General features: G+C 72.7%; 25 protein-coding genes, 2 pseudogenes and 1 riboswitch. Of the genes and pseudogenes, 21 read left to right on the plus strand and 6 right to left on the minus strand.

Going from position 1 to position 22,722, the window contains the following annotated elements:
• Positions 1-121: 121 nt before the first annotated feature.
• The 4 genes and pseudogenes from ACZ63E_RS32185 (at position 122) to ACZ63E_RS32200 (ending at position 1,870) form a co-directional block, all read left to right on the plus strand.
• On the plus strand, positions 122-685 hold the full coding sequence (locus ACZ63E_RS32185) for a TetR family transcriptional regulator (protein ID WP_465339930.1): 564 nt from the start codon (positions 122-124) through the stop codon (positions 683-685).
• 68 nt (positions 686-753) lie between these two features.
• Positions 754-1,083 carry a hypothetical protein gene (locus ACZ63E_RS32190; protein ID WP_465339931.1) on the plus strand — a complete coding sequence of 110 codons (330 nt, stop codon included), beginning with the start codon at positions 754-756 and terminating at the stop codon, positions 1,081-1,083.
• 34 nt (positions 1,084-1,117) lie between these two features.
• Positions 1,118-1,438, plus strand: a pseudogene (locus tag ACZ63E_RS32195) (DUF6640 family protein); the annotation flags it as partial.
• A 105-nt stretch (positions 1,439-1,543) separates the two neighbouring features.
• Positions 1,544-1,870, plus strand: coding sequence for a hypothetical protein (locus ACZ63E_RS32200; RefSeq protein WP_465339932.1), 327 nt, complete (start codon positions 1,544-1,546; stop codon positions 1,868-1,870).
• 7 nt (positions 1,871-1,877) lie between these two features.
• Here ACZ63E_RS32200 and ACZ63E_RS32205 read toward each other — a convergent pair whose 3' ends face one another.
• Positions 1,878-2,828, minus strand: coding sequence for an NAD(P)-dependent alcohol dehydrogenase (locus ACZ63E_RS32205; protein WP_465339933.1), 951 nt, complete (start codon positions 2,826-2,828; stop codon positions 1,878-1,880).
• Positions 2,829-2,962: 134 nt separating this feature from the next.
• On the opposite strand from ACZ63E_RS32205, the gene ACZ63E_RS32210 reads away from it, so the two are divergent.
• The 8 genes from ACZ63E_RS32210 to ACZ63E_RS32245 all read left to right on the plus strand — a co-directional run bounded on the left by ACZ63E_RS32210 (position 2,963) and on the right by ACZ63E_RS32245 (position 7,986).
• Positions 2,963-3,586: a TetR/AcrR family transcriptional regulator gene (locus ACZ63E_RS32210; protein WP_465339934.1), complete on the plus strand. Its 624-nt coding sequence runs from the start codon at positions 2,963-2,965 to the stop codon at positions 3,584-3,586.
• Positions 3,579-3,926 carry a TraR/DksA family transcriptional regulator gene (locus ACZ63E_RS32215; RefSeq protein WP_465339935.1) on the plus strand — a complete coding sequence of 116 codons (348 nt, stop codon included), beginning with the start codon at positions 3,579-3,581 and terminating at the stop codon, positions 3,924-3,926. The genes ACZ63E_RS32210 and ACZ63E_RS32215 overlap by 8 nt, the downstream gene beginning before the upstream one ends.
• A gap of 409 nt (positions 3,927-4,335) precedes the next feature.
• Positions 4,336-4,725: an aldo/keto reductase gene (locus ACZ63E_RS32220; RefSeq protein ID WP_465340098.1), complete on the plus strand. Its 390-nt coding sequence runs from the start codon at positions 4,336-4,338 to the stop codon at positions 4,723-4,725.
• Positions 4,726-4,794: 69 nt separating this feature from the next.
• Positions 4,795-5,364, plus strand: coding sequence for a TetR/AcrR family transcriptional regulator (locus tag ACZ63E_RS32225; protein ID WP_465340099.1), 570 nt, complete (start codon positions 4,795-4,797; stop codon positions 5,362-5,364).
• Between the two features lie 149 nt (positions 5,365-5,513).
• Complete coding sequence (locus ACZ63E_RS32230) at positions 5,514-6,071, plus strand: hypothetical protein (protein ID WP_465339936.1); 558 nt, start codon at positions 5,514-5,516, stop codon at positions 6,069-6,071.
• A 46-nt stretch (positions 6,072-6,117) separates the two neighbouring features.
• A complete protein-coding gene (locus ACZ63E_RS32235) occupies positions 6,118-6,396 on the plus strand; it encodes a RidA family protein (protein WP_465339937.1) in 279 nt (92 codons plus the stop codon).
• On the plus strand, positions 6,389-7,033 hold the full coding sequence (locus tag ACZ63E_RS32240; protein WP_465339939.1) for a helix-turn-helix transcriptional regulator: 645 nt from the start codon (positions 6,389-6,391) through the stop codon (positions 7,031-7,033). The genes ACZ63E_RS32235 and ACZ63E_RS32240 overlap by 8 nt, the downstream gene beginning before the upstream one ends.
• A complete protein-coding gene (locus ACZ63E_RS32245) occupies positions 7,030-7,986 on the plus strand; it encodes a pyridoxal-phosphate dependent enzyme (protein WP_465339940.1) in 957 nt (318 codons plus the stop codon). Before ACZ63E_RS32240 ends, ACZ63E_RS32245 begins: the two co-directional genes overlap by 4 nt.
• Before the next feature lie 29 nt (positions 7,987-8,015).
• Here ACZ63E_RS32245 and ACZ63E_RS32250 read toward each other — a convergent pair whose 3' ends face one another.
• A complete protein-coding gene (locus ACZ63E_RS32250; protein ID WP_465339941.1) occupies positions 8,016-9,335 on the minus strand; it encodes an EAL domain-containing protein in 1,320 nt (439 codons plus the stop codon).
• 173 nt (positions 9,336-9,508) lie between these two features.
• Between ACZ63E_RS32250 and ACZ63E_RS32255 the strand changes: the two genes are divergently transcribed.
• The 4 genes from ACZ63E_RS32255 (at position 9,509) to ACZ63E_RS32270 (ending at position 11,740) form a co-directional block, all read left to right on the plus strand.
• A complete protein-coding gene (locus ACZ63E_RS32255) occupies positions 9,509-10,000 on the plus strand; it encodes a helix-turn-helix domain-containing protein (RefSeq protein ID WP_465340100.1) in 492 nt (163 codons plus the stop codon).
• A gap of 57 nt (positions 10,001-10,057) precedes the next feature.
• The gene (locus tag ACZ63E_RS32260; protein ID WP_465339942.1) at positions 10,058-10,741 is read left to right on the plus strand and encodes an SGNH/GDSL hydrolase family protein; all 684 of its coding nucleotides are present in this window, start codon (positions 10,058-10,060) and stop codon (positions 10,739-10,741) included.
• Positions 10,742-10,802: 61 nt separating this feature from the next.
• Positions 10,803-11,135 (plus strand): Cd(II)/Pb(II)-sensing metalloregulatory transcriptional regulator CmtR, encoded by a 333-nt coding sequence (gene cmtR / locus ACZ63E_RS32265; protein ID WP_465339943.1) that lies wholly within the window; start codon positions 10,803-10,805, stop codon positions 11,133-11,135.
• Entirely contained in the window at positions 11,132-11,740 is a 609-nt protein-coding gene (locus ACZ63E_RS32270) for a cation efflux transmembrane domain-containing protein (protein ID WP_465339944.1), read from the plus strand. The genes cmtR and ACZ63E_RS32270 overlap by 4 nt, the downstream gene beginning before the upstream one ends.
• Here the strand turns inward: ACZ63E_RS32270 and ACZ63E_RS32275 are convergent.
• On the minus strand, positions 11,697-12,545 hold the full coding sequence (locus tag ACZ63E_RS32275; RefSeq protein ID WP_465339945.1) for a class I SAM-dependent methyltransferase: 849 nt from the start codon (positions 12,543-12,545) through the stop codon (positions 11,697-11,699). The genes ACZ63E_RS32270 and ACZ63E_RS32275 overlap by 44 nt on opposite strands.
• A 10-nt stretch (positions 12,546-12,555) precedes the next feature.
• Between ACZ63E_RS32275 and ACZ63E_RS32280 the strand changes: the two genes are divergently transcribed.
• Positions 12,556-12,966: a TetR/AcrR family transcriptional regulator gene (locus ACZ63E_RS32280; protein ID WP_465339947.1), complete on the plus strand. Its 411-nt coding sequence runs from the start codon at positions 12,556-12,558 to the stop codon at positions 12,964-12,966.
• Here the strand turns inward: ACZ63E_RS32280 and ACZ63E_RS32285 are convergent.
• Complete coding sequence (locus ACZ63E_RS32285; protein ID WP_465339948.1) at positions 12,959-13,321, minus strand: cupin domain-containing protein; 363 nt, start codon at positions 13,319-13,321, stop codon at positions 12,959-12,961. The two genes, ACZ63E_RS32280 and ACZ63E_RS32285, sit on opposite strands and share 8 nt — an antisense overlap.
• Before the next feature lie 224 nt (positions 13,322-13,545).
• Between ACZ63E_RS32285 and ACZ63E_RS32290 the strand changes: the two genes are divergently transcribed.
• The 3 genes from ACZ63E_RS32290 (at position 13,546) to metF (ending at position 20,229) form a co-directional block, all read left to right on the plus strand.
• The gene (locus ACZ63E_RS32290; RefSeq protein WP_465339949.1) at positions 13,546-16,416 is read left to right on the plus strand and encodes an AfsR/SARP family transcriptional regulator; all 2,871 of its coding nucleotides are present in this window, start codon (positions 13,546-13,548) and stop codon (positions 16,414-16,416) included.
• Between the two features lie 227 nt (positions 16,417-16,643).
• Positions 16,644-16,880: riboswitch (cobalamin riboswitch) on the plus strand.
• Positions 16,881-16,993: 113 nt separating this feature from the next.
• Positions 16,994-19,309: a 5-methyltetrahydropteroyltriglutamate--homocysteine S-methyltransferase gene (metE, locus tag ACZ63E_RS32295; protein ID WP_465339950.1), complete on the plus strand. Its 2,316-nt coding sequence runs from the start codon at positions 16,994-16,996 to the stop codon at positions 19,307-19,309.
• Entirely contained in the window at positions 19,306-20,229 is a 924-nt protein-coding gene (metF, locus tag ACZ63E_RS32300; RefSeq protein ID WP_465339952.1) for a methylenetetrahydrofolate reductase [NAD(P)H], read from the plus strand. The genes metE and metF overlap by 4 nt, the downstream gene beginning before the upstream one ends.
• 23 nt (positions 20,230-20,252) lie before the next feature.
• On the opposite strand, the gene ACZ63E_RS32305 is transcribed toward metF, so the two are convergent.
• Both ACZ63E_RS32305 and ACZ63E_RS32310 read right to left on the minus strand, forming a co-directional pair.
• The gene (locus ACZ63E_RS32305) at positions 20,253-20,906 is read right to left on the minus strand and encodes a response regulator (RefSeq protein WP_465314466.1); all 654 of its coding nucleotides are present in this window, start codon (positions 20,904-20,906) and stop codon (positions 20,253-20,255) included.
• On the minus strand, positions 20,903-22,093 hold the full coding sequence (locus ACZ63E_RS32310) for a sensor histidine kinase (protein ID WP_465339954.1): 1,191 nt from the start codon (positions 22,091-22,093) through the stop codon (positions 20,903-20,905). The genes ACZ63E_RS32305 and ACZ63E_RS32310 overlap by 4 nt, the downstream gene beginning before the upstream one ends.
• 199 nt (positions 22,094-22,292) lie before the next feature.
• On the opposite strand from ACZ63E_RS32310, the pseudogene ACZ63E_RS32315 reads away from it, so the two are divergent.
• Positions 22,293-22,400: pseudogene (locus ACZ63E_RS32315) on the plus strand (SRPBCC family protein); the annotation flags it as partial.
• Between the last annotated feature and the right edge of the window lie 322 nt (positions 22,401-22,722).

The following is a 22,722-nucleotide window of genomic DNA, read 5'->3' on the forward strand; positions in this document are numbered from 1 at the left end:
ACCACCCCCACCCCCACCCCCCCCCCACCCCACAATACCCCCCCCCCCCCCCCCCCCCCCCCCCCCCCCCCCCCCCCCCCCCCCCCCCCCCCCCCCCCCCCCCGCCGGGTATAGTCCGGCCATGCCGCGCTGGGAACCGGGTAGCAAGGAGCGCATGCAGCAGGCTGCTCTTGAGCTCTTCGCCGAGCAGGGATTCGAAAAGACGACCGCGACCGAGATCGCCGCGCGCGCCGGCGTCACGAGGCGGACGTTCTTCCGGCACTTCGCCGACAAACGCGAGGTCCTCTTCTCCGGCGCGGCGACCGGGATTCCCGAAGCCGCGATCGTCGAGGTGATCGCCGCCGCGGACGGCGACCTGATGCCGCTGCGGATGATCGCGTCCGCCGTCGCCGGTTACGACTGGGACGCGCTGGCGCCGCGCGCGATGCAGCGCGAGCGCGGCGCCGTGATCGCCGCCAACCCGGAGTTGCTGGAGCGTCAGCTGATCAAGTACGAGACGATCCGGCTCGCGCTCGCCGAAGTGCTGCTGCGGCACGGTTTCGAGGACGCCACCGCGCGCCTGGCCGCCGACGTCGGCATCGCGCTGTGCCGCACCGCGTACGACCGCTGGCTCGACGCCGGCGACGACGTCGGGATGGCCCAGGTCGTCGACGACGTTCTCACCACGCTGCGGACCGCCGTCTGAGTTGACGTCACTGGGTGACATCGCTACGGTGATGTCACCCAGTGACATCACTTTGGAGAGGCAAGCCCATGCCGGCAATCCCGGACGCGCCCGCGGCGCAGACGTTCATGGTGTTCGGAGTCCTGCGTGCCGACACGGACATGACGGAGTTCGCCGCCCTGCGGGAAGACGAACAGAAGCAGCTGGCGGTGCTGCGCGCGGAGGGGAGGGTCGGCGCCCACTACGTTTCCCCCGCCCGGCGGGCCACTTTCGTCGAGGTCATCGCCGCGGACGAGAACGACGCGGCGGAAACGTTGGCAACACTGCCCTTCGCCCGGTTCTTCGAAGCCGACGTCTACCCGACCGCGCCCCCCGACGCGGCGGAGGCCGCCCACCGGGCGCGCGCGTGGCGGGCGTGATGCCCGGTCTCCGAAAGGTCCCGTCGCCGACTGGAACAAGACGCACATCCACAACCCGGCCTGGCCACCGCACGCCAAGTTCCACAACGCCCAGACGATGAGCATGGGCGCCGCGCTGTCCCTGGCGGCCCTGTACCACTTGTGGAAACCGGGCGGGTCGCGTGCATCACTGCAGAGCGCGGCGATGATCGCGAGCATGTATGGGCTCACTCAGCTCTCCGCCGGGCTCTACCCGGGAACCGCCAGCGTCGACCCACCCGGCGAAGACACCTGGCCGCAGCTCAAGTACACGTTGCCCAGCCTCGGGCTGGTCCTGGCCGGTTACTTTGTCGAGCGCTACCGGCCGGATCGGTGATCGCGGCTGGGCCGACCGGGTGACGTTCCGGCCGGACCCTCAACCGCCCACCGGGCGGCGGCGTGGGTACTGTGCACCCATTCGCCACGCCGGAAGGCAGGATCGATGAGCTCTCGCACCGCAAAAGCCGTACTCGCCGCAACACTGATGGCCGCCGGGTTGTCCGTTTCCCTGGCGTCGCCCGCGGCCGCGGCCGTAAATGGCTGCAGCACCGGGAAGTACGGCACCAACGGAGCGACGGCCTACTGCATCGCCTCCGCTCCCGGCTCGCAGTTCCGGGCGATGGCCTGGTGCAAGTACGTCACGCCCACGGGCTCGGAGGACCACTCCTACTTCTACGGCCCGTGGCGGACGCAAGGCAACGAAATCCATTCCAGCGTGAACTGCGGTGCCGGGTGGAGCTACCTCAGTCCCGACGTCCAGACGAAGTGACCCCGGCCTACCCGACCCGGACCACGTACTTCCCCCGCACCCCACCGGCTTCCAGCGCGCGGTGCGCGTCCGCCGTCTCCGCCAGGGAAAACACCCTGTCGACCGCCGGGTGGAGTTTTCCCTCGGTCACGTGGCGGGCGAGGTCGTCCAGCTCCGCCCGGCGGGGGTTGCCGCTGAAGGCGCGCACACGGCCGCGCCCGTGGGCCGCGCTCGCCGCGATGTAACCCAGCGAGCTCACGGGCCGGGTCAGGTCGAAGGCGATGGTGACCATGCGGCCGCCCGGTGCCAGCAGCCGGCGGAAGGTCGGCAGGCCGGTGCCCGTGGTGTCCAGGACGACGTCGAACCGGCCCAGCTCGGCGGGCTCGACGGTCCGGTGGTCGAAGACCCGGGTGGCGCCGAGCTCGCGGACGAAGCCGAGGTTGGCGGCGCGCGCCAAGGCCGTGACCTCGGCGCCGTAAGCGTGACCGAGCTGGACGGCCGCGTTGCCCACGCCGCCCGCCGCGCCCCGGACGAGCAGCCGTTCGCCCGGGCGCAGCGCGGCCTTGTCCCGCAACGCCGTCACCGCCGTGGTCGCCACCGGGAGTGCCGCCGCTTCCACCAGATCGAGCCCGTCGGGAACGAGGCCGAGCCGCCGGGCGGACACCGTGACGTACTCCGCGGCGCTGCCGAAGCCCGACGTGCGAGCCAGGACACCCCACACCCGATCGCCGACGGTGAACCCCGTCGTCCCGGTGCCGAGCGCCGCCACTTCGCCGGTGAGGTCGAGCCCCACGCGCTGGGGGAACTTCCGGCCGGTGAGCAGGCGGACCCGGCCGGCGCGGGCGGCGAGCTCACCGCCGTTGACGCTGAACGCGCGCACCCGCACCAGGACTTCGCCCGGGGCCGGGGAAGGCCGCGGCACCTGGCCGACGTAGAGCACGCCGGGGTCGCCGTAACGGTCGAAAAGCACTGCCTGCATCGTGGGAGCTCGCTCTCGTCTTGGTCGGTGATCGCGAGCGTAGGCTGGCAAATGGACGAGATCATCCGGTTCTTTCGAGGTGAGAGACAATGCCAGGGGCTTCTTCTCGGATACCGGCCCGCGACGAGTTGCGAGTGGACGCCCGGCGCAACCAGGAGCGCATCCTCGTCGCCGCCCGCGCGGTTTTCGCCGAGCGCGGGATCGACGCGCCGATGGCGACCGTGGCCCGCCGCGCCGGGGTCGGGGTCGCGACCCTGTACCGGCGTTTCCCGGCCCGGGACGCCTTGGTGCGGGCCGCGTTCACCCGGCAGATGGAGACCTGCGCCCACGCCTTCACCGAGGCGCTCGCCGATCCCGATCCGTGGCACGGGTTCCGGCGGCTCGTCGAGACGATTTGTGAGCTGCAGCGCGAAGAACGCGGGTTTCCGGCCGCGTTCCTCGCCGCCTTCCCGGACGCCGCATCGGCGCACGCGCGGTCGCGCGGCCAGGCCGAGCAAGGCCTCGTGGCCCTCATCCGCCGGGCACAGGCGGCGGGGGAGCTGCGGGCCGACTTCCGCCCGTCCGACCTCGCGGTGGTCTTCCTGGCGCACGGCGGGCTCGTGACCGCCCTGCCCGAAGACGCCGCGGCGTCCCGGCGCCTGGTCGCGTACCTGCTCGAGGCGTTCCGCGCCCACCCGGCGAACGGGCCGCTGCCGGCGCCGTCCGCGTTGTCCCTGCTGGGTTTCCTGGCGCCGGCAGACGACGTCCGTCATGGATGACCGCGTCGCGAGCGAGCTGATCGAGCGGGCGCGGGCCGAGACCGCGCGGCTGGCCGAGGCGCTGACCCGGCAGCGGGACGAGATCGTGGCGGCGTCGGAGTTCACCAGCGCCGACGACGAGCACGACCCGGAAGGCGCCACGATCGCCTTCGAACGGGCGCAGGTCCAAGCGCTGCTGCGGCAGGCCCAGGACGACCTCGCGGCGCTCGGGCAGGCGGCCGAGCGCGTCCGCGCCGGTGTCTACGAGATCTGCGAACGCTGCGGCGGCCCGATCGCCGAAGGCCGGCTGACCGCGCTCCCGGCAACGCGGATCTGCATCACCTGCGCGAACCGGCGGTGAGGTCCGCTCATACCCCGATGACCGCCACGAGCGCCGCGGCGAACGGCGCCGGGTCGAGGTCGCCTCGCACGGCGAGCTGCTGGGAATAACCGTCGCACAGGGCCACGAAGGCTTCGGCGATCCGCGCCGCTTCCCACCGGCGGGGAGACGGCGGCTTCGGCGTAGATCTGCGCGACCAGCCGGGCGTGGTCCTCTTCGCGCGCCATGGTGCGGATGTGCTCGAGGAACCCGTGCGCGGACGCCGCCGTCAGCTCGGTGGGGAGGGCCTGGCTCGCCTGCTCGCAGATGGCGGCGACGATCTCGTCCTTGCCCTTGAAGTACCGGTAGATCGCGCCGACGGAAAGGCCGGAGGCCTCGACGAGGTCGGTCATGGACGTCCGGGCGAAGCCGTGCGTGGCGAAGCGGGCTGCTGACCGGCAAGTACCGGCGCGGTGAGCGGGGGCGGCTCAGCGGCCGGGCCGGGAGCGAAGCCGAGGGCTCGGCCGTGCTCGACGCGGTCCTGGCGGTCGCCGAAAAGGCGGGGACGGGCCCGGTCCAGGTGGCCCTGGCCTGGCTGCGCCGGCGCGCCGCCGAGGCGCGGACCTCGCTGGTGCCCATCGTGGGGCCCCGCACCCCGGAGCACCTGACGGGCTATCTCGACGCGCTGGACGTCGAGCTCGCCGAGGAGCACCACCGGCTGCTCGACGAGGTCAGCGCCGTTCGGCCGGGCACACCGCACGAAGACGTGGCGGCCGCGCTGGCGCACGGCATCGACGGCGATCGGCGCCTCCTCGACGTCCCGCTCGTGCCCGCGCAGTGATCGAGACCGGAGATACCGACCGTTCTCTCTGTTAAACTCGAGCGGATGGTGGACAGCACTCGAGGTCAGGTGTCGGAAGCGCGGTCGAGGCTGCTCGCGACGGCCACCCGGCTCTTCTACGCGGAGGGTCTGCACTCCGTCGGGATCGACCGGATCGTCGCGGAGGCGAAGGTCACGCGCGCGACGCTGTACCGGCATTTCCCCGGCAAGGAAGACCTCGTTCTCGCCTACCTCCAGGGTGTCTCGGCGATGGAGCGCGACGGCTTCGAGAAGGCGCTCGCCGGCGACCTGCCCGCGGTCGAGGCCGTGCGGGCGATCGCCCGGTCGATCACCGACGGCATCCGGTCGGCGCACTTCCGCGGCTGCGCCTTCCTCAACGCCGTGGCGGAGTACGCGGATCCCGCGCACCCGGTGCACCAGGCCGTGCTCGCCCACCGCGAGTGGTTTCGCGACATGGTCACGGACCTGCTCGCACAGGTCGGCGAAACGCCGCCGGAGCTCGCGGGGCGGCACTTCGTGATGCTGCGGGACGGCGCGATGGCGTCGGGCTGCCTGTCGGACCCGGCCGAGGTCTGCGACACGTTCCTGCAGGGTGTCGACGGAATCCTGCAGTTCCGGCTCGACTCCGCGGCCAAGTAGCAGTCGTTGCCCTTGGGCGGCGTTCGCGCGCGTAAGACTTTGGATAGAACGTTCTGTCTTGACAGTGCGCAGCCGGGTCGCCAAGCTGAGTCGAGGTAGAACGTTCTGTCTCGTCGGGGGAACTCCCCGCAGCTCTGAAGGGGATCATGATGACTACTGTCGACTCGCCCGCCATCGGTGGGTTTGCACCGGCTCTGCGCCGGTTGTACTTCGTGCGGTTCGCGTTCGCCATCGTGTGGGCAGTCCTGGTGTTCCTGACGACCAAGTCGGGGCTGGGCGCGCTCGGCGTCGCCCTGGTCGTCGTGTACCCGCTGTTCGACCTCGGTTCGGCCGTCGTGGACGCTCGCTCGGCCGGCGGCGGGAGCCCGGTTCGCGGCCTGTACGTGAACATGGCGATCAGTCTGCTGGCCACCATCGGCGTGGGTGTCGCCGCCACCTCCGGCATCCCGGCGGTGCTGCGGGTGTGGGGCGCCTGGGCGATCGTCGCCGGGCTGGTCCAGCTGGTTGTGGGGGTCACCCGGCGCAAGATGGGCGGCCAGTGGCCGATGATCCTCAGCGGCGGCATTTCCGTGCTGGCCGGGGCCAACTTCGTCATCGGCGCGTCGGGGGCGAACCCGTCACTGTCCACTGTGGCCGGTTACGCCGTGCTCGGCGGCATCTTCTTCCTCGTCTCGGCGATCCGCCTCGGCCGCGCCGCCAAGGGGTGACGCGCATCATCTGGACTGTTCGTCCAGGCCCTATACAGTCAGTCTGGTGAGCAACGAGCACCCTTACCCCGGCGGGTTCACCGCCGAGTGCGCCCAGGCCTTCGCCAACCTCGACGCCGCCCTGAGGTCGGTGGGGGCCAGCCGCGCGGACGTGGTGAAGGTCGTCGCCTACCTGACCGACATCGCCGACCGGGACGGCCTCAACCGCGTCTACGAAGACTTCTTCGCCGAGCCGCGACCGGCTCGCAGCTGTGTCGGGGCCGCGTCGCTGCCCTACGGCGGCGTGGTCGAGGTCGAAGCGCTCCCCCGGGTGCGCGATGTCTGAGCGCGACGCCATCCTCGCCGCGCTCGCTCCGGTGGCCGACGGCATCGCCGCGACCCTGGGCTCGTTCTGCGAAGTCGTCGTCCACGACTTCCGCCGTCCGGAGGCCTCGGTGGTGGCGATCGCCGGGTCGGTCACCGAGCGCGGGGTCGGCGGGGCGATGAGCGAAATCGGCATGGGCCTGCTCGCCCAGGGCGACACCGCCGAGGACCAGCTGAACTACGTCACCCGCACCGCGTCCGGGAAGCTCGTGAAGTCCTCGACGATGCTGGTCCGCGACAGCGGCGGCGCGGTGTTCGGCGCCCTGTGCGTCAACCTCGACGTGACGGCCCTGGGGCAGCTGCGAACCCTCGTCGGTGAGCTGGCCGACGTCGGGACGGCCGCGGAAGCGCCGACCACGACGTTCGGCGACGACGTCGACGCCGTCGTGGACGCGATCGTCGACGAACACCAGCTGCGCCTGAACAAGCCGTGGGCCGCGCTGAGCCGCGAGGAACGCCTCGACCTCTTCCGCAGCCTGCACCGGCGCGGCGTTTTCGCCGTCCGGCGAGCGGTGCCGCAGGTCGCCGCGCGGATCGGCATCTCCCGCGCCTCCGCCTACACCTACCTCGCCGAAATCCGCGCCGAAGGAGCATCATGACCCCGCCCGTGACCCTCGACGACATCCGCGACGCCGCCGCCCGGCTGGCCGGGGTCGCCCACCGGACCCCGGTCGTGCGCTCCCGCACCCTCGACGACCTCGTCGGCGCCGAAGTCCTGCTGAAGTGCGAGAACCTCCAGCGCATCGGGGCCTTCAAGTTCCGCGGCGCGTACAACGCCGCGTCCCGGCTCTCACCGGAGCGGCTGGCCAAGGGGATCGCCGCGTACTCCTCGGGCAACCACGCCCAAGCCGTCGCGCTCGCCGCCCGCGAACTCGGCAGCAGCGCGGTCATCCTCGTTCCCGAGGACACCCCGAAGTCCAAAGTGGACGCCACCAGAGGGTACGGCGCCGAGATCGTCACCTACGACCGGTACACCGGCGACCGGGTCGCGCTCGGCGAGGCGCTGGCGGCCGAGCGGGGCCTGGCGCTGATCCCGCCCTACGAGCACCCGCACGTCATCGCCGGCCAGGGCACCGCGGCGCTGGAGCTGCTCGAGGACGCCGGCCCGGTGGACACCCTGGTCGTCCCGGTCGGTGGCGGCGGCCTCATCGCGGGCAGCTCGACCGCCGCGAAAGCCCTGCGGCCCGGCATCCGGGTCATCGGCGTCGAACCCGCGGAGGGGGACGACACCAAGCGCTCGCTCGAAGCGGGCGAACGCGTCTCGATCCCCGTCCCGCGGATCATCGCCGACGGCCAGGCCGCTTCGATCCCGGGCGAGCTGACCTTCTCGATCAACCGCACCCTGGTCGACGACATCGCGCTGGTCTCCGACAACGCCGTCCGCGAGGCGATGCGGTTCGCCTTCGAACGCCTCAAGCTCGTCCTCGAGCCCAGCGGCGCGACCGGCCTGGCCGCCCTGCTCGACGGCCAGGTGACCGCGTCCGGCCGGGTCGGGGTGATCATCAGCGGCGGGAACGTCAGTCCCGAACGGTTCGCGGAGCTGATCGCCTGAGCCTCAGCCCACGGTCACCGGCGGCCCGGTCAGCCCATCGGGAAGACGCGGCCCACCCACGTCTCGGCTTCCGCGGCCGTCGAGTACGTGGGCAGGTACGGCCCGGAGGCGACCACCACCCCGATGCCGAACAGCAGCTCCGCGTGCGCCTCGGAGAGCACGCCGCGGGCGCCGACCTTGATTCCGAGCTCCTCGGCGCGCTCGACCACCTGGCGGACGGCTCGCACGGCCTGCCGCGGCGGGTCGTCGACCTCCAGTGCGTCGATGATCGCCCCGGTCAGCATCACCGCGGGCGCCGGGACCTCGAGGGCGGGCAGCAGCTCCAGCTCGGCGAGCCCGGTGATGTTGACGACGAACACCACCCCGGCCCCGGCCAGTTCGGCGAGGGAGCCGAGCAGGTCGCCGCGGTCGTCGAGCAGGGACGCCCCGTCCGTGCACAGCATGAGGTGCCGGTGCCGGAGGCCGTTGCGGTCGAGCTCCTGGCCGACGAGGCGCACGAGGTCGCCGTCGATCGCCATCCGCCGCGGCAGGGTCAGGCACACCGTGGGCGCGTCGTCGCCGAACCGGGCCCGCCAGTCACCGGCGGCGCGCAGGCTCTCGGCCAGCAGGTGCCGGCCGAGCGCGACCGTCATGCCGGTCGTCTCGGCGAGCGGGTAGAACTCCTCGGGCCGCAGCTCACCGAGCTCGGGGTGGCGCCAGCGCAGCACGGCGTTGAGCGAGGTGATGATGGCGCCGTCCGGGAGCACGATGTGCGGCCGGTAGCCGACCGCCATCTCGCCCGAGGCCAGCGCGCCCGCGATGCCGCACGCGAGGCGGTACCGCTCGGCGTCCGCGTGCCCGGCCACCGGGTCGAACAGCACCCACCGGGTGCGGCCGAGCTCCTTCGCGCGGCGCAGCGCGACCTGCGCCGACCGGATCGCCTCCGGCGCGTGCGCCTTCCGGACGTCGACGAGGAAAACGCCCACGCTCGCACTGACCCCGACCCCGATTCCATCCACATAGGACGGACGGCTCAGCGCGGTGATCACCGACTCCGCGAGCTCTCCCACCGACACTTCGCCGTGTTCGCCGGTCAGCGCGACGGCGAACACGTCACCGGGCAGCAGCGCGAGCACCGGACGGTGGTCGCGGAAGACCTCCTCGAGCGTTCGGGCCACCCCGGCGAGGAGCTCTTCGGCCGCGTCGAACCCGAGGCCGTCGCGCACCACGGCGAACCCGTCGAGGCCCACCAGCAGCACCACGACCTGGGGACCGGTTTCCGCTGCCAGCAGCCGGGTCAGCTCGGCTTCCAGCACCGGGTGTCCGGGCAACCCGGTCACCCGGTCGAGGGACGCGGAGCTCTCGGGCACCCGCAAGCACCTCCTCGTCCAGCGTCCGCTCCCGCCGGACTCTTCACACCGGCCCCGGCACAATCTACGGGCTCGCCCCGCGCGCCTGCCACTCGCCGCTCGGCGGGGGACCACGACGGGACGAGGCTAATGTGTCGGTGTGCCCCGCGGCACACCGACGGAGAGGGGCGATGGTGCAGCTGGATGCCGGTGCCTACCAGCAGATGCTCGGCGAGGAGCTCCGCCGGCTGCGCGAGGAACGCGGCCTGACCCGCCGGGACCTCAACCACCGGTTGCACAGCGACCTCTCGCTGCAGACCCTCGCCACCTACGAGCTCGGCACCCGGCAGTGCTCGGTCGTCCGCCTGGTGGAGCTGTGCCTGGCGCTGGAGGTGTCTCCCGAAGCCCTGCTCGCCCGGGTCGGCGAGCGCTACTTCGGCACCTTCGACGCCACGGAGTCGACCGGGGTCCGGGTCGACCTGCGCCGCGTCGTCCGCGCGCAGCACCAGGACCTGGCGCCGTTCCGCCGCTGGGCCGAGGGCAAGCTCGCCGAGTGCGGCGCCGGCGACGCCCCGCAGGAGGTGCACCTGGACCCCGCGGCCCTGGAGCGGCTCGCGGAGCTCTGCGGGACGACGACCGCGAACCTGCTCACCCGGATCCGGTCCCTGTCCGACCCCGTCGGCTGACCCATCCGGGAAGCGCCGGGCGCCGAACCCCCGCGAGGCGATCGAAAGGACGGTGCTTTGCCGAGTCGGACTTGGTCGGGCCGGCTGCTCGACGTCGCTTCTTTCGTCATCCCCGGGATCGGCCGGGTCCGGGCGCAGAAGGAGCCGTTCGCGCGGGCCTGGGCGGAGGGCAACCGCACCGCGCTCGGCTCGGGACGTCCGCTGTGGGTCGCGCTCGGCGACTCGATGACCCAGGGCATCGGCTCGGCGGAGGTGGGCGGCGGCTGGGTCCCGCGGCTGAACGCCCGGCTCGGCGAGCCCTTCGCGGTGGTCAACCTGTCGGCATCCGGCGCCCGGGTCGCCGACGTCCTCGGCGACCAGCTGCCCCGGCTGCTCGCGCTGCCTTCGCCGCCGGCTCTGGTGACGGTGCTGGTGGGCGCGAACGACATGCTGACCCGGGCCCGCCGCCGCGGAGTCGTGGCCGGCTTCGCCGAACTGCTCGCCCGGCTCCCCGCCGGGCGTTCGGTGGTCGCCACCCTGCCCCAGGGCAACACCGAAGCGCGAGCGGTCAACGCGCTCCTCGACGCCGCGGCAGCCCGCGGTGACATCCGCGTCGCGGACCTGCGCGGCGGGGCACTGGGGCCGCTGCGCGGCAGCCTCGCCGACGACTGGTTCCACCCCAACGACGTCGGCTACGCGCGGATCGCGGGACTCTTCGAAGGCCCGGTGCGCGCCGCGGTGTCCCAAGGCCGGCCGGACTGAAGCCGGCTCAGGCAAAGGGGCCGGTTGTCGTCATGTCAGCGCTCGCTGTACTGTTCTCTGTGTGCTGACCTGTGAGACCCGTGAATCGGCGCTCGCCCGCCTGGGCCGGGCGCTGGCCGACCCGACCCGCTGCCGGATCCTGGTCGCCCTGCTCGACGGCGTCAGTTATCCCGGCCGGCTCGCCGCCGAGCTGGAGCTGAGCCGTTCCAACGTCTCCAACCACCTCGCCTGCCTGCGCGGCTGCGGGCTGGTCGTCGCCACCTACGAGGGCCGCCAGGTCCGCTACGCCCTCGCCGACCGGCACCTGGCCCGGGCCCTGCGCGAACTGGTCCAGGTCGTCCTCGCCGTCGACCCCGCCGAGCCCTGCCTGGACGACGAAACGGTGGACCGGTGACGTCCGTCGCCGCGGACCGCCGCGCGGTTTTGACCCGGCGGATCCGGCTCCTGGTCGCCGCGACGATCACCTACAACGTCCTCGAGGCGGTCGTCGCGCTCGCCGCCGGGACCGTCGCCTCGTCGACGGCGTTGATCGGGTTCGGGCTGGACTCGGTCATCGAAGTCGCGTCCGCCGCCGCGGTCGCCTGGCAGTTCTCCGGCGCCGATCCGGAAGCGCGCGAGCGGACCGCGTTGAGGGTGATCGCGGTGTCGTTCTTCGCCCTCGCCGCCTACGTCACCGTGGAGTCTGTGCGCTCCCTGCTGGGCACGGACTCCGCCGGGCACTCGACGGCCGGCATCGTGCTGGCCGCCGTCTCCCTGCTGGTGATGCCGTTCCTTTCCCACGCCCAGCGCCGCGCCGGCCGGGAACTCGGCTCGGCCAGCGCGGTGGCGGACTCGAAGCAGACGCTGCTGTGCACCTACCTCTCCGGTGTGCTGCTGGCCGGGCTGCTGCTCAACGCACTGTTCGGCTGGTCGTGGGCCGACGCGGTCGTCGCCCTGGTCATCGCGGCGGTGGCGGTCAGGGAAGGGCGGGAGGCCTGGCGGGGCGACCACTGCTGCTGAGCGGGGCCTCGTAGGTGTGCAGGACCATGGCCCGGTGCCCGCCGGGCACGACGTCGAACACCTTGAGGAACGCCGACATCGCGCCGCGGGTGCGTCGTGCCGCTTCACTGACGAGCGAGATCTCGTGGTGGGTGGCGGGTTCCGTGACGGCCCGGGTCAAGTCCACAGTGGACGACCGGAACCCGGCCCCGGCCGCCCGCATCGTCGCCTGCCGCCCGGCGACGCGGGCCACCCAGGGCGCGACCGTGTCCGCGACGACCGTGTGCCGCGGCGCGGGATGGCCGAGGGCGGCGGCGACCGTGGCCCGGACGCCGTCGGGGGAGAGGTACATCAGCAGGCCCTCGGCGAGGACGAGCAACGGCCGTCCGCGCGGGATCCCGGACCACCACCCGGGCTCGGTGACCGACGTCGCGATCGTGGTGACGCCGTCCCGTTCGGGGTAGAGCCGGCGGCGCAGCTCGACGACCGGCTCCTGGTCGACGTCGTACCAGGCGACACCGGGCCCGGGATCGAGGCGCAGCACCCGGCTGTCGAGCCCGCAGCCGAGGTGCAGGACAACGGCGTCGGCGTGCCGGCCGAGGAACGCGCGGGCGGCGTCGTCGATCAGCCGCGCGCGGGCGCAGATCACCGGCAGGTTCCCGGAGAGCTTCTTCATCGCGGCGGGATCGTGCTCGATCTCGCCCAGCAGCCCGGCGGCGTGCTCGTCGCCGAGGATCGGCCACGCCGACGCGGCGTCCTGGGCGTGCAGGTACAGCGTCATGAGCATCGTCTGCTGCTCTTCGCGCAGGGTCACCCGGTCGGCCATGGTCCCGAGCATGCCCCATCCGGCGCGCCCCGGCAGAGCGCCGGACCCGGCCGGGTCCGGCGTCTCCCTCGCCCGGATCGCCACGGACGCCGGCGTAGGGATCGCGACGCTCCACCGGCGTTGTCCGTCGCGGGAGGCGCTGTTCGAGGACCTGCGGAAACGGGCCTTCCGTCTGGTGATCGACCTCGTCAAGGAGATCGAGGCGCGGGATCTGTCCGGGATCGACGCGCTGCGCGTGTTCCTGGAACGCACGGTCGAGCACGGGTCGCAGCTGGTCCTGCCGCACCACGGCGCGCCGGTGTCGCGTTCGGCCGAGACCGCGCGGCTCGAAGGCGAGCTGCACGGGCGGATCGACGACTGGCCCGCCCGGATGGCCCGGCAGATCGGGTTCTTCATCGACGCCGCGGGCCGCGTCAGCTGAGCATTTCCGTCCGGTAGCGGTCGGCCGGCTCGAGGGCTTTCTGCTGGCGTTCGCGGATTTGAGCGTCGTCCAGGTGGGGCGGCGGCGCCGTCCGGGACTCGAGGCGGTCGCCGACCTCCAGGAAGAACTCCTCCTGGCCGGCCGGGGTGCACAGGCACAACATGCGGGCGGCGCGGCCGGACTCGTTGCGGAAGAAGTGCGGGGCGTTGGCCGGGATGTTGACGGTGGTGCCCGCGGTCGCGGTGACGGTCTCGCCGCGGAAGGTGAACCGGATCTCGCCGTCGAGGATCGTGAACATCTCCTCGAAGTCGTGCCGGTGCTGCGGGGGCCCGCCGCCGTCCGGGGGGATCGTCATGAGCGGGTCCAGTGGACATCCTCGGCCTCGGTCGGGCACGACAACGACGGCTCGGACCCTTTCTCGCCGCCTGACGGGTTCACATGCCGGTCATCGTTGATCTCCTCCCGGTCGGCTCGGGTGCCGGTCGCCGGGGAGCCTGGCAGTGCCCGCTGCAGTCGCACTGCAGTCGCGGGGAACGGGGCCGGTCGAGGTAGTCTCGACCGCGGGAGGAGGGCGTTTGCATGCCCGATGTTCGGTTCGGTGTGCTCGGCCCGCTGACGGTCTGGCGCGGCGGTGACGTGGTCGAAGTGGGCCCCGAGAAGTCGCTTCGGGTGCTCGGGGTGCTGCTCCTGCACGCGAACCAGCGCGTCGACCGCGACCGGATCATCGAGGGCGCCTGGCGCGGAACGCCGCCGAGGAGCGCGGTCAACCTCGTCCAGAAGTACGTCGGGGACGTACGCCGCTCGCTGGACCTCGACGACGGCTCCCTGCAGACGGTCGGCACCGGGTACCTGCTGCGCGTGGGCTCCGACCAGCTCGACAGCGCCCAGTTCGCCTCCGGGCTCGCGCTCGCCCGCGAGACGAAGAGCGAAGGCGACCTGACCGCGGCCCGAAAGTACCTCGCCGAAGCCATGGCGCTGTGGCGCGGACCCGCTTTCAGCGGCATCGACACCCCCGCGGCGACCACCGAACGCGCCCGGCTGGACGAGTACCGCTTCGGCGCCCTGGAAGACCTCGCCGAGCTCGACCTGCTGCGCGGGGAGCACGCGCTGGCCATCCCCGAGCTGTCCCGGCTCGCCGCCGAGCACCCGTACCGCGAGCGGGTGCGGGAGCTGCTGATGACCGCGCTTTACCGCAGCGGCCGCCAGGGTGACGCCCTCGCCGTGTTCGAGGAGATCCGGCGGCTGCTCGCGGACGAGCTCGGGGCCAGTCCCGGGCACGGGCTGCAGCGCGTCCACGCCCGGATCCTGCGCGCGGACCCCGAGCTCGACCTGGTTACCCCGGCCGCGGACCGGCGGCCGATCGCCCAGCTGCCGGCCGACATCCCCGACTTCACCGGCCGCGCCGGGCCGCTGGGGGAGCTGCGCGGCCTGCTGGCCCGGCGGCGGCTCGCGGTCATCGCGGGCCCGCCGGGCACCGGGAAGTCGGCGCTGGCGGTGCGCGCGCTCCACCACGCGCGGGACGCGTTTCCCGACGGCCAGCTCTACCTCGACCTCGCCGGCACCTCCGAGGTGCCCCGCGACCCGGCGATGATGCTGGCCGAACTGCTGCGCGCGCTCGGCGTCACGGACGCGGTCATGCCGCCGGGCCTGCACGAACGAGCCGCCCTCTACCGGTCGCGGCTGGCCGACCGGCGGATGGTGGTGCTGCTCGACGACGCCGCGGGCGCCCAGCAGGTGCGGCCGCTGCTGCCGCCGTCGGGCGGGTGCGCCGTGGTGGTCACGAGCCGGCAGCGGCTGGGCGGCCTCACCGGCGCCCAGCACGTCGAGCTGGACGTCCTGTCCGCCGAAGACGCGCGCGCCCTGCTGGTCCAGATCATCGGCGAGGAGCGCGTCGAGCGGGAACCGGAGTCGGCGGCGGCGATCGTCGAGCTGTGCGGGCACCTCCCGCTGGCCATCCGGATCACCGGGGCCAAGCTGGCCGGGCGGCGCGCGTGGACCCTGCGGGTGCTGCGTGACCGGCTCGAGGACGAGTCCCGGCGCCTGCGCGAGCTGAGCGTCGGGGATCTCGACGTGCGGGCCAACTTCGACCTGAGTCTGCGCCTGCTGCCCGACGAGGCCGTCCGGGCGTTCCGGCTGCTGGGCCTGCTGGGGCCCGAGACCCTGCCCGCGTGGGTGGTGGGGGCGCTGCTCGGCGGGCCGGACGCGGACGACGTCCTGGAGCTGCTGGCCGACGCCTACCTGGTGCGGCTCGTGACCACCGACAACGCCGGGCAGCCCCGGTACCGGTTGCACGACCTCCTGCGCACGTACGCGGCGAAGGGCGCGGAAGACCATTGCCCGGTCGAGGACCGGCGAGCGGCGGTCGAACGGGTGCTGGCCGCGTGGCTCGCCCTCGCGGAGCAGGCCAGGGATCTGTTCTACCCCAGCCTGTTCCAGCCGACCCCGGGCTCGTCGCCGCGCTGGTCCCCGGACTACGAGGTCGTCGAGGCCATCGCGTGGTTCGACGCCGAACGCGGGACGCTGCTGCGCATGATCCAGCTCGCGGCGGACTGGGGCCTGGCCGGCCTGGCGTGGGAGCTGGCGGCCGCCGCCGTCCCGTACTACGACCACCGCAGCCTCTACCAGGACTGGAACCGCAGTCACCAGATCGCGTTGGCGGCCACGCGAGCGTGCGGTGACGCCCACGGTGAAGCGGCGTTGCTGCAGGGCCTCGGCCAGGTGCACATCTACCTCGACGAGATGGACGAAGCCCGCGACGACCTGGGCCGCTGCCGGGAGCTGTACCGCGACATCGGCGATCGACGCGGTGAAGGACTCGCGCTGGCCAGCCTGGGTACCGTGCACCGGGTCCTCGGCGAGCTCGACGCGGCACTGACCGTCGACAAGGAAGCGCTGGCCCACCTGGTGGCGTCCGGGCACCGGCAGGCGGAGGCGCAGATCCGCACCGCGATCGGCATCATCGGCTTCGAGCAGGGCACCGAGGACGCGGGCCAGTGGATCGAGCAGGGCCTGCGGACCGCCCGGCAGCTCGGCGACCGGCACCGGCAGGCGGTGATCCTCCGCACGGTCAGCCGCTACCACCTGGGCATCGGCGACACGGCCGCGGCGCTGCACGACCTCACCGAGGCGTTGACGATCTTCACCGAGATCAGCGACGAGCGCTGCGGCGCGTACGCCGACCAACGCCTCGGCGGAATCTACGCGGAGCTCGGCGACCGTTCCCGAGCCGACTCGGCCCTGCAACGCGCGGCGCACGTCTTCCGCCTCAACGGCGACCGCAGCAACGAAGCGGCGTGCTGGCAACAGCTCGGCGAGCTGGAGAGCGAACTCGGCGACGCGCCGGCGGCCCGCCATCACCTGGGCTTGGCGGTGGAGCTGTGGCGAGCCCTCGGGCTGCCCGAGCGCGCGTCAAGCGTGCAAGCCACGCTTGACGCGGTGGCCGGGGGATGACGATCGGGGAGCTGAAGGCCGGGCTGGTTTCGGCCGCGGCTGCTGCGGCCGCGGCCGGGGCCTACCGGACGAACGCGACGATGTTCGACAAGAGGGCGCGGCAGATCACCGAACGTTTCCGCCGTCGAGCCCGATCGAGCAGTGGCGGCTGTTCGGCTCGGACGTCCACTACGTCTTCCCGGATCCGTGATCCGTTCCGAGCCGCGTTCGTCCCTTCCCGGAGGCGCTACAGTGGCGGGGCAGCTGGTTCGGTCTCCGCGAGCAAGGTGGCGGTGACCGAGGCAAGAGGGAACCCGGTGCGAATCCGGGACTGCCCCGCAGCGGTGAGTGGGAACGACCGCCGTCAGTCTCCGCGGAGACGAGCACTGAGCCCGACGGGCTTGGGAAGCGACGGCCAGTAGGAACCCGGCGCGCGCGCCGGACTGCCCGCGAGTCCGAAGACCTGCCCGCTGTGCATCCCACGACCGTGGGGTGCTGGCTGCGACCTCGCGGGCAGGTCATGCCGAGCCGGACCGGAGACGGTCTGTCTTGTCGTGCGCTCCCGCAGGTCCACGCGGACTCGCGAAGGAGAGCCCCCGTGACATCGACCACCCCGACCAGCCGCGCGACCGTGCACGGCTACCCGCGCCAAGGCGCCGACCGGGAGCTCAAGAAGGCGATCGAGGCCTACTGGAAGGGCCGGATCGACGCCGACGCCCTGCTCGGCACCGCCCGTGAGCTGCGGCTGCGGAACCTGACGGAACTGCGCGACGCCGGGATCGACGAGATCCCGAGCAACTACTTCTCGCTCTACGACCACGTGCTGGACACCTCGGTGCTCCTCGGCGCCGTCCCCGAGCGGCACGTCACCGCCGTCCCGGACACCACGACCCCGGCCGGCCGGCTCGACCGCTACTTCGCCATGGCGCGCGGCACCGCGGACGCGCCGCCGATGGAGATGACGAAGTGGTTCGACACGAACTACCACTACCTCGTGCCCGAGCTCGGCCCGGACACCCGCTTCACCCTCGACCCGGCCAAGCCGCTCGAAGAGTTCGCCGAGGCGCTCGCGCAGGGCGTGACCACCCGTCCGGTGCTCGTCGGCCCGGTCACTTTTCTGTTGCTGGCCAAGGATCCGACCGGCACCGAGGGCTTCCGGCCCCTGGATCTGCTCGACCAGGTCGTCCCGCTCTACGCCGACCTGCTGCGCCGGCTGCGTGAGGCGGGCGCCGAGTGGGTCCAGCTCGACGAGCCCGCGCTTGTCACCGACCAGCCGGCCGAGGTGCTGGCGAAGGTCGCCGAAACGTACGCCACGCTGACCGCCGAGCCGGTGCGCCCGAAGATCCTGCTCGCGTCCTACTTCGACCGCCTCGGGGACGCGTTGCCGGTGCTGGCGTCCTCGGCGGTCGAGGGCCTGGCCGTGGACTTCACGAACAACGCCGGGGCCACCCTTGACGCCCTGGCCGCCGCGCCCGGGATCCAGGACAAGCGCCTGGTCGCGGGGGTCGTCAACGGGCGCAACATCTGGGCCGCCGACCTCACCGCCGCGCTGTCCACCCTGGGCACGCTGCTCGGCCTCGCCGGCTCCGTCGACGTGGCCGCGTCCTGCTCGCTGCTGCACGTGCCGTTGGACGTCACCCTCGAAACCGGCCTCGACCCCGAGATCGCCGGCTGGCTGTCCTTCGCGCGGCAGAAGCTCGCGGAGATCGTCACGCTCCGCCGTGGCCTGACCGAAGACCGCGGCGCCATCAGCGACGTCCTGCGGGCGAACGCCGGCCGGCTGGCCGCCCGGGCGGCGTCGCCGATCGTGCGGGTGCCGGCCGTGCGCGACCGGGTCGCCGCGGTCACCGACGCAGACCTGCGCCGCACGAGCCCGTACGGCAAGCGCCGCCAGGCCCAGCAGGACCGGCTGCACCTGCCCGAGCTGCCGACGACCACGATCGGCTCGTTCCCGCAGACCGCCGAGCTGCGGCAGGCCCGTGCGGCCCTGCGCTCGGGCAAGCTCGACCAGGACGCCTACCGCGAGGCGATGCGCGCCGAGGTTCGCGCGGTGATCGCCGAGCAGGAGCGGATCGGCCTGGACGTGCTGGTGCACGGCGAGCCCGAGCGCAACGACATGGTGCAGTACTTCGGTGAGCAGCTCACTGGGTTCCTGGCCACCCAGCACGGCTGGGTCCAGTCCTACGGCACCCGGTACGTCCGGCCGCCGCTGATCGTCGGCGACGTGGCCCGCCCCGCGCCGATGACCGTCGAGTGGGCCACCTACGCGCAGAGCCTGACCGAGAAGCCGGTCAAGGGCATGCTGACCGGACCGGTCACCATGCTGGCCTGGTCGTTCGTGCGGGACGACCAGCCCGAGGGCGACACCGCCCGCCAGGTCGCCCTCGCCCTGCGCGACGAGGTCGTCGACCTGGAGGCGGCGGGGATCTCGGTCATCCAGGTCGACGAGCCCGCGCTGCGGGAGACCCTGCCGCTGCGCACCGCCGACCGTGCTGAGTACCTGGACTGGGCGGTCGCGTCGTTCCGGCTGTCGACCGCGGGGGTGCGCGACGACACCCAGATCCACACGCACATGTGTTACGCCGAGTTCGGCGACGTCCTGCAGGCGATCGTCGACATGGACGCCGACGTGATCAGCCTGGAGGCGGCCCGCTCGGCCATGGCGATCGTCGCCGACCTCGCCCGCGCCGGCTACCCGAACGAGGCCGGCCCGGGCGTCTGGGACATCCACTCGCCGCGGGTCCCGTCGGTCGAGGAGATCGCCGGGCACCTGCGCGTCGCGGCCGGCGCGTTCCCGGCCGACCGGTTGTGGGTCAACCCGGACTGCGGGCTCAAGACCCGCGGGTACCCGGAGGTGCGGGCCACCCTGGCCAACCTGGTCGAGGCCACCGGACAGCTGAGGGCACGGGCGTGACGAGCACTTCACCGCGGCGGGTGGTCACCCCGCCCGCCGCGGTTCCCGCGCGGGTCCGCGACCGCCTGGCCGCCGGAAAACCGGTGCTCTCGCTGGAGTTCATGCCGCCGCGCCCGACCGACGACGCGGAGCGGATCTGGCAGAACGTCCGCAAGCTGGAGTCGCTGCGGCCGGGTTTTGTGTCCGTCACCTACGGGGCGGGCGGGTCCACCCGGGACAACACGATCGCCGTCGCCCGGCGGATCGCCACGGAGACCACGATGCTCCCGGTGGTCCACCTGACGGCGGTGGACCATTCAGTGCGGGAGCTGCGCTCGTTCGTCGGCGCGCTGGCCGACGCCGGGGTGGTCAACGTCCTGGCGCTGCGCGGAGATCCCCCCGGCGACGTCGACGGCGAGTGGGTCCGCCACCCGGAAGGCCTGACGTACGCGAGTGAGCTCGTGACGCTGCTGCGCGAGCACGGCGACTTCTGCGTGGGCGTGGCCGCGTTCCCGCAGCGGCACCCGCGGTCGGTGTCACTGGAGCAGGACACCGCGCACTTCGTGGCGAAGTGCCGCGCGGGCGCGGACTACGCGATCACGCAGATGTTCTTCGACGCGGACGACTACCTGAGGCTGCGCGACCGCGTCGCGGCGGCGGGGTGCGCCACGCCGATCATCCCGGCGCTGATGCCGGTCACGACCATGCGGACGATCGCCCGCTCCGAGCAGCTGTCCGGCGCACCGTTCCCCGCCCACCTGGCGGCGCGGTTCGAGGCGGTCGCGGACGATCCCGCGGCTGTCCGTGCGCTGGGCATCGAGCAGGCGAGGCTGCTGGCCCAGCGGCTGCTGGCCGAGGGGGCGCCCGGGCTGCACTTCATCACGTTCAACTTCGCCTTGGCGACCAGGGAGGTGGTCGCCGAGCTCCCGGTGTTCGCGTAGCGCCCTCGTGCGCGGCCGGACCGCTAGCGCACCAGGCCGGATTCCCAAGCCCACACGGCGATTTCCGTGCGGTTGCGGGCCCTGATCTTGCGCTGGATCGAGGCGAGGTGGGTCTTGACGGTCGAGAGCGAGATCGTCAGCTCCTCGGTGATCTCGGCGTTGGTCCGGCCTCTCGCGATCGCCTGGGTGACGTCGAGCTCGCGCTGGCTCAGCGCGGGGTCGGCGCGGCGGGCGCGTCTCCGGGTCGGAGACCCGCTGAAGTGGGACAGCAGCCGCGTGGTGATCGACGGCGAGACCAGCGCCTCGCCGTTGGCGGCCGCGTGCACCGCCTCCACGAGCAGTCCGGGACCGGCGTCCTTCAGGAGGAAACCGCACGCCCCGGCGCACAGCGCTTCGTGGACCAGTTCGTCGAGGTCGAACGTCGTGACGACCAGCACCCGCAACGGGTCCTCGACGTCCGGGCCCGCCAGCCGGCGGGTCGCGGCGAGGCCGTCGACCACCGGCATGCGGATGTCCATCAACGTGACGTCCGGGCGCAGCTCCTGGGCCAGCTCCACGGCCTGCTGGCCGTTTTCCGCTTCGCCGATGACCTCGATGTCGGCGACGCGCTCCAGGATCAGCCGGAACCCCGTGCGCACCATCGCCTGGTCGTCGGCGAGCAGGACTCGCAGCGTCACCGGGCACCCTCCTCTTCCGGCGGCGAGGCCGCCGCTCCCTTCGGCAAGGGGAGTTCGGCGAGAACGCGCCAGCTGCGCTCCCCGTGTTCCCCGGCCATCAGCGTGCCGTCCAGCGCGGCGATCCGCTCGCCCATCCCGATCAGGCCGTACCCGCCCGGCGCGCGACGCACGCGGCCCGGGCGGAGACCGTCGTTGGTCACTTCGACCCGCAGGTGCCGGCCGTGGTCGGCGGGCTCGACCACCACGGTGACGTGCCGGGCGTCCGAGGCGTGCTTGCGGACGTTGGTCAGCGATTCGAGCACCACCCGGTGGACGGTCGAGACGGTTTCCGGCGTGACGGTGAGGTCCGCCAGCCCCGGCGCGAGCCGCACGGTGACACCCTCGTCGTCGCCGACCGCGGATTCGATCGTGCCGATCAGGTCGCCGGCGGTGACGGGTGAGGCGTGTCCGGGGCTGCGCAGCATGATGACCAGCCGCCGCACGGCGCCGAGGGCTTCGGTGCCCGCGTACTCGATCTCCTTGATCAGGTCGCGCTCGGGGCCGTCGGCCAGGATCACGCCGGCGGCCTGCGTGCGGACGACAACCCCGGTGATGTGGTGGGCGACCAGGTCGTGCAGCTCCCTGGCCAGCTCGAGCCGCTCCCGGTTGCGCGCAGCCGCCAGCGCGGCTTCGCGGCGAGCGTCGCCGTCACGCAGGATCAACCCGACCATGACGCTGCATCCCCACAAGAGGGCCCACAGCACCGACACGGTCAGCGACGCGGGCGAGTCGCCGTAGCGCAGCAGCGGGGCGAACGCCATCGCGAGCCCCCCGAGCACCGCGAGCACGGCGGCGAGTGTTCTCGGCAGCCGGTGGCACGCCGCCCCGACCAGCAGCATCAAGGCCACGATCTCAGGATCCCCATCAACCGCGGCGGCCGGTCTGACCAGGAAGCCCACGGCGCTGCCGGCCAGCGACAGCGCGATCCCCGATGCGGCCAGCACGGCCGTCCGCTCGGGGAAGCGACGTCGCAGCAGCGCGGGCGCGGCCAGCACCGCCCCGATCAGGAAGTAGGAGAGTTCGCCTGCGGGGGCCGGTCCCCGCAGGATCAGGTGGCGCAGGAGCTGGTCGATGTTCAGGCCGGCCAGGACGACGATCTCGGCGATCACCAGACCGCGGACCGGCTTCGGCGCAGTGGTCGGCAGCACGTCGGTGATCGTCCTTTCTGGGTGGATGGCCCGGGTGATCATTCTGACCGGTGGTGGGGAGCGGGACCACCGGCACCCTGGCACCGGCGGGGAGCTCGCGCTGGACGGTTGGAGGGTCGTGTTGATGTCTCGGTGGACGGGTTCGAGGGGGTGGCCAGTAACGAGGTGCGGGACCACTCGGCACCTTGCCGCTGGCGGAGAATCGGACGGCCGGAAGGTCGGCTACGAGTTCCTCATCGAGGGGCGTTGTGGTGGGAGTTCGCTGATTTGGTGTGTCACCGATGGTTTCCTGCCTGGCGATGACTGGGTGGGCGGGGTTCGGGGCGGTGGCCGGTGGCGGGGTGCGGGACCACTCGGCACCATGCCGCCAGCGGCGACTCGGAGCTGGACAGGCGGAAGGTCGCCGAGGAGTTCCCGGGGCGGTGGCCGGTGGTGGGGTGCCGGGCCAGCAGCGCCTGCCGCCGGCGGCGACCCGCGCTGGGCGGTGGAAGGTCGCCGATGAGCTGCTAATCGAGGGTCGTGGTGATGGGAGTTCGGTGATCTGGTGTGTCACCGGCGGTTTCCTGCTCGGTGATGGCTGGGAACGGTTCGGGCCCGTGGCGGGGTGCGGGACCACTCGGCACCTTGTC

This window comes from Amycolatopsis sp. NPDC104819 (genome assembly GCF_055583145.1).

Bases quoted from the DNA above. Each gene is read 5' to 3' on its own strand.
- ACZ63E_RS32185 (WP_465339930.1), top strand. From the start codon at position 122: ATGCCGCGCTGGGAACCGGGTAGCAAGGAGCGCATGCAGCAGGCTGCT.
- ACZ63E_RS32280 (WP_465339947.1), top strand. From the start codon at position 12,556: ATGCCCCATCCGGCGCGCCCCGGCAGAGCGCCGGACCCGGCCGGGTCC.
- ACZ63E_RS32230 (WP_465339936.1), top strand. From the start codon at position 5,514: ATGACTACTGTCGACTCGCCCGCCATCGGTGGGTTTGCACCGGCTCTG.
- ACZ63E_RS32275 (WP_465339945.1), bottom strand. From the start codon at position 12,545: ATGGCCGACCGGGTGACCCTGCGCGAAGAGCAGCAGACGATGCTCATG.
- ACZ63E_RS32290 (WP_465339949.1), top strand. From the start codon at position 13,546: ATGCCCGATGTTCGGTTCGGTGTGCTCGGCCCGCTGACGGTCTGGCGC.
- ACZ63E_RS32205 (WP_465339933.1), bottom strand. From the start codon at position 2,828: ATGCAGGCAGTGCTTTTCGACCGTTACGGCGACCCCGGCGTGCTCTAC.
- ACZ63E_RS32200 (WP_465339932.1), top strand. From the start codon at position 1,544: ATGAGCTCTCGCACCGCAAAAGCCGTACTCGCCGCAACACTGATGGCC.
- ACZ63E_RS32240 (WP_465339939.1), top strand. From the start codon at position 6,389: ATGTCTGAGCGCGACGCCATCCTCGCCGCGCTCGCTCCGGTGGCCGAC.
- ACZ63E_RS32190 (WP_465339931.1), top strand. From the start codon at position 754: ATGCCGGCAATCCCGGACGCGCCCGCGGCGCAGACGTTCATGGTGTTC.
- ACZ63E_RS32245 (WP_465339940.1), top strand. From the start codon at position 7,030: ATGACCCCGCCCGTGACCCTCGACGACATCCGCGACGCCGCCGCCCGG.
- ACZ63E_RS32215 (WP_465339935.1), top strand. From the start codon at position 3,579: ATGGATGACCGCGTCGCGAGCGAGCTGATCGAGCGGGCGCGGGCCGAG.
- ACZ63E_RS32285 (WP_465339948.1), bottom strand. From the start codon at position 13,321: ATGACGATCCCCCCGGACGGCGGCGGGCCCCCGCAGCACCGGCACGAC.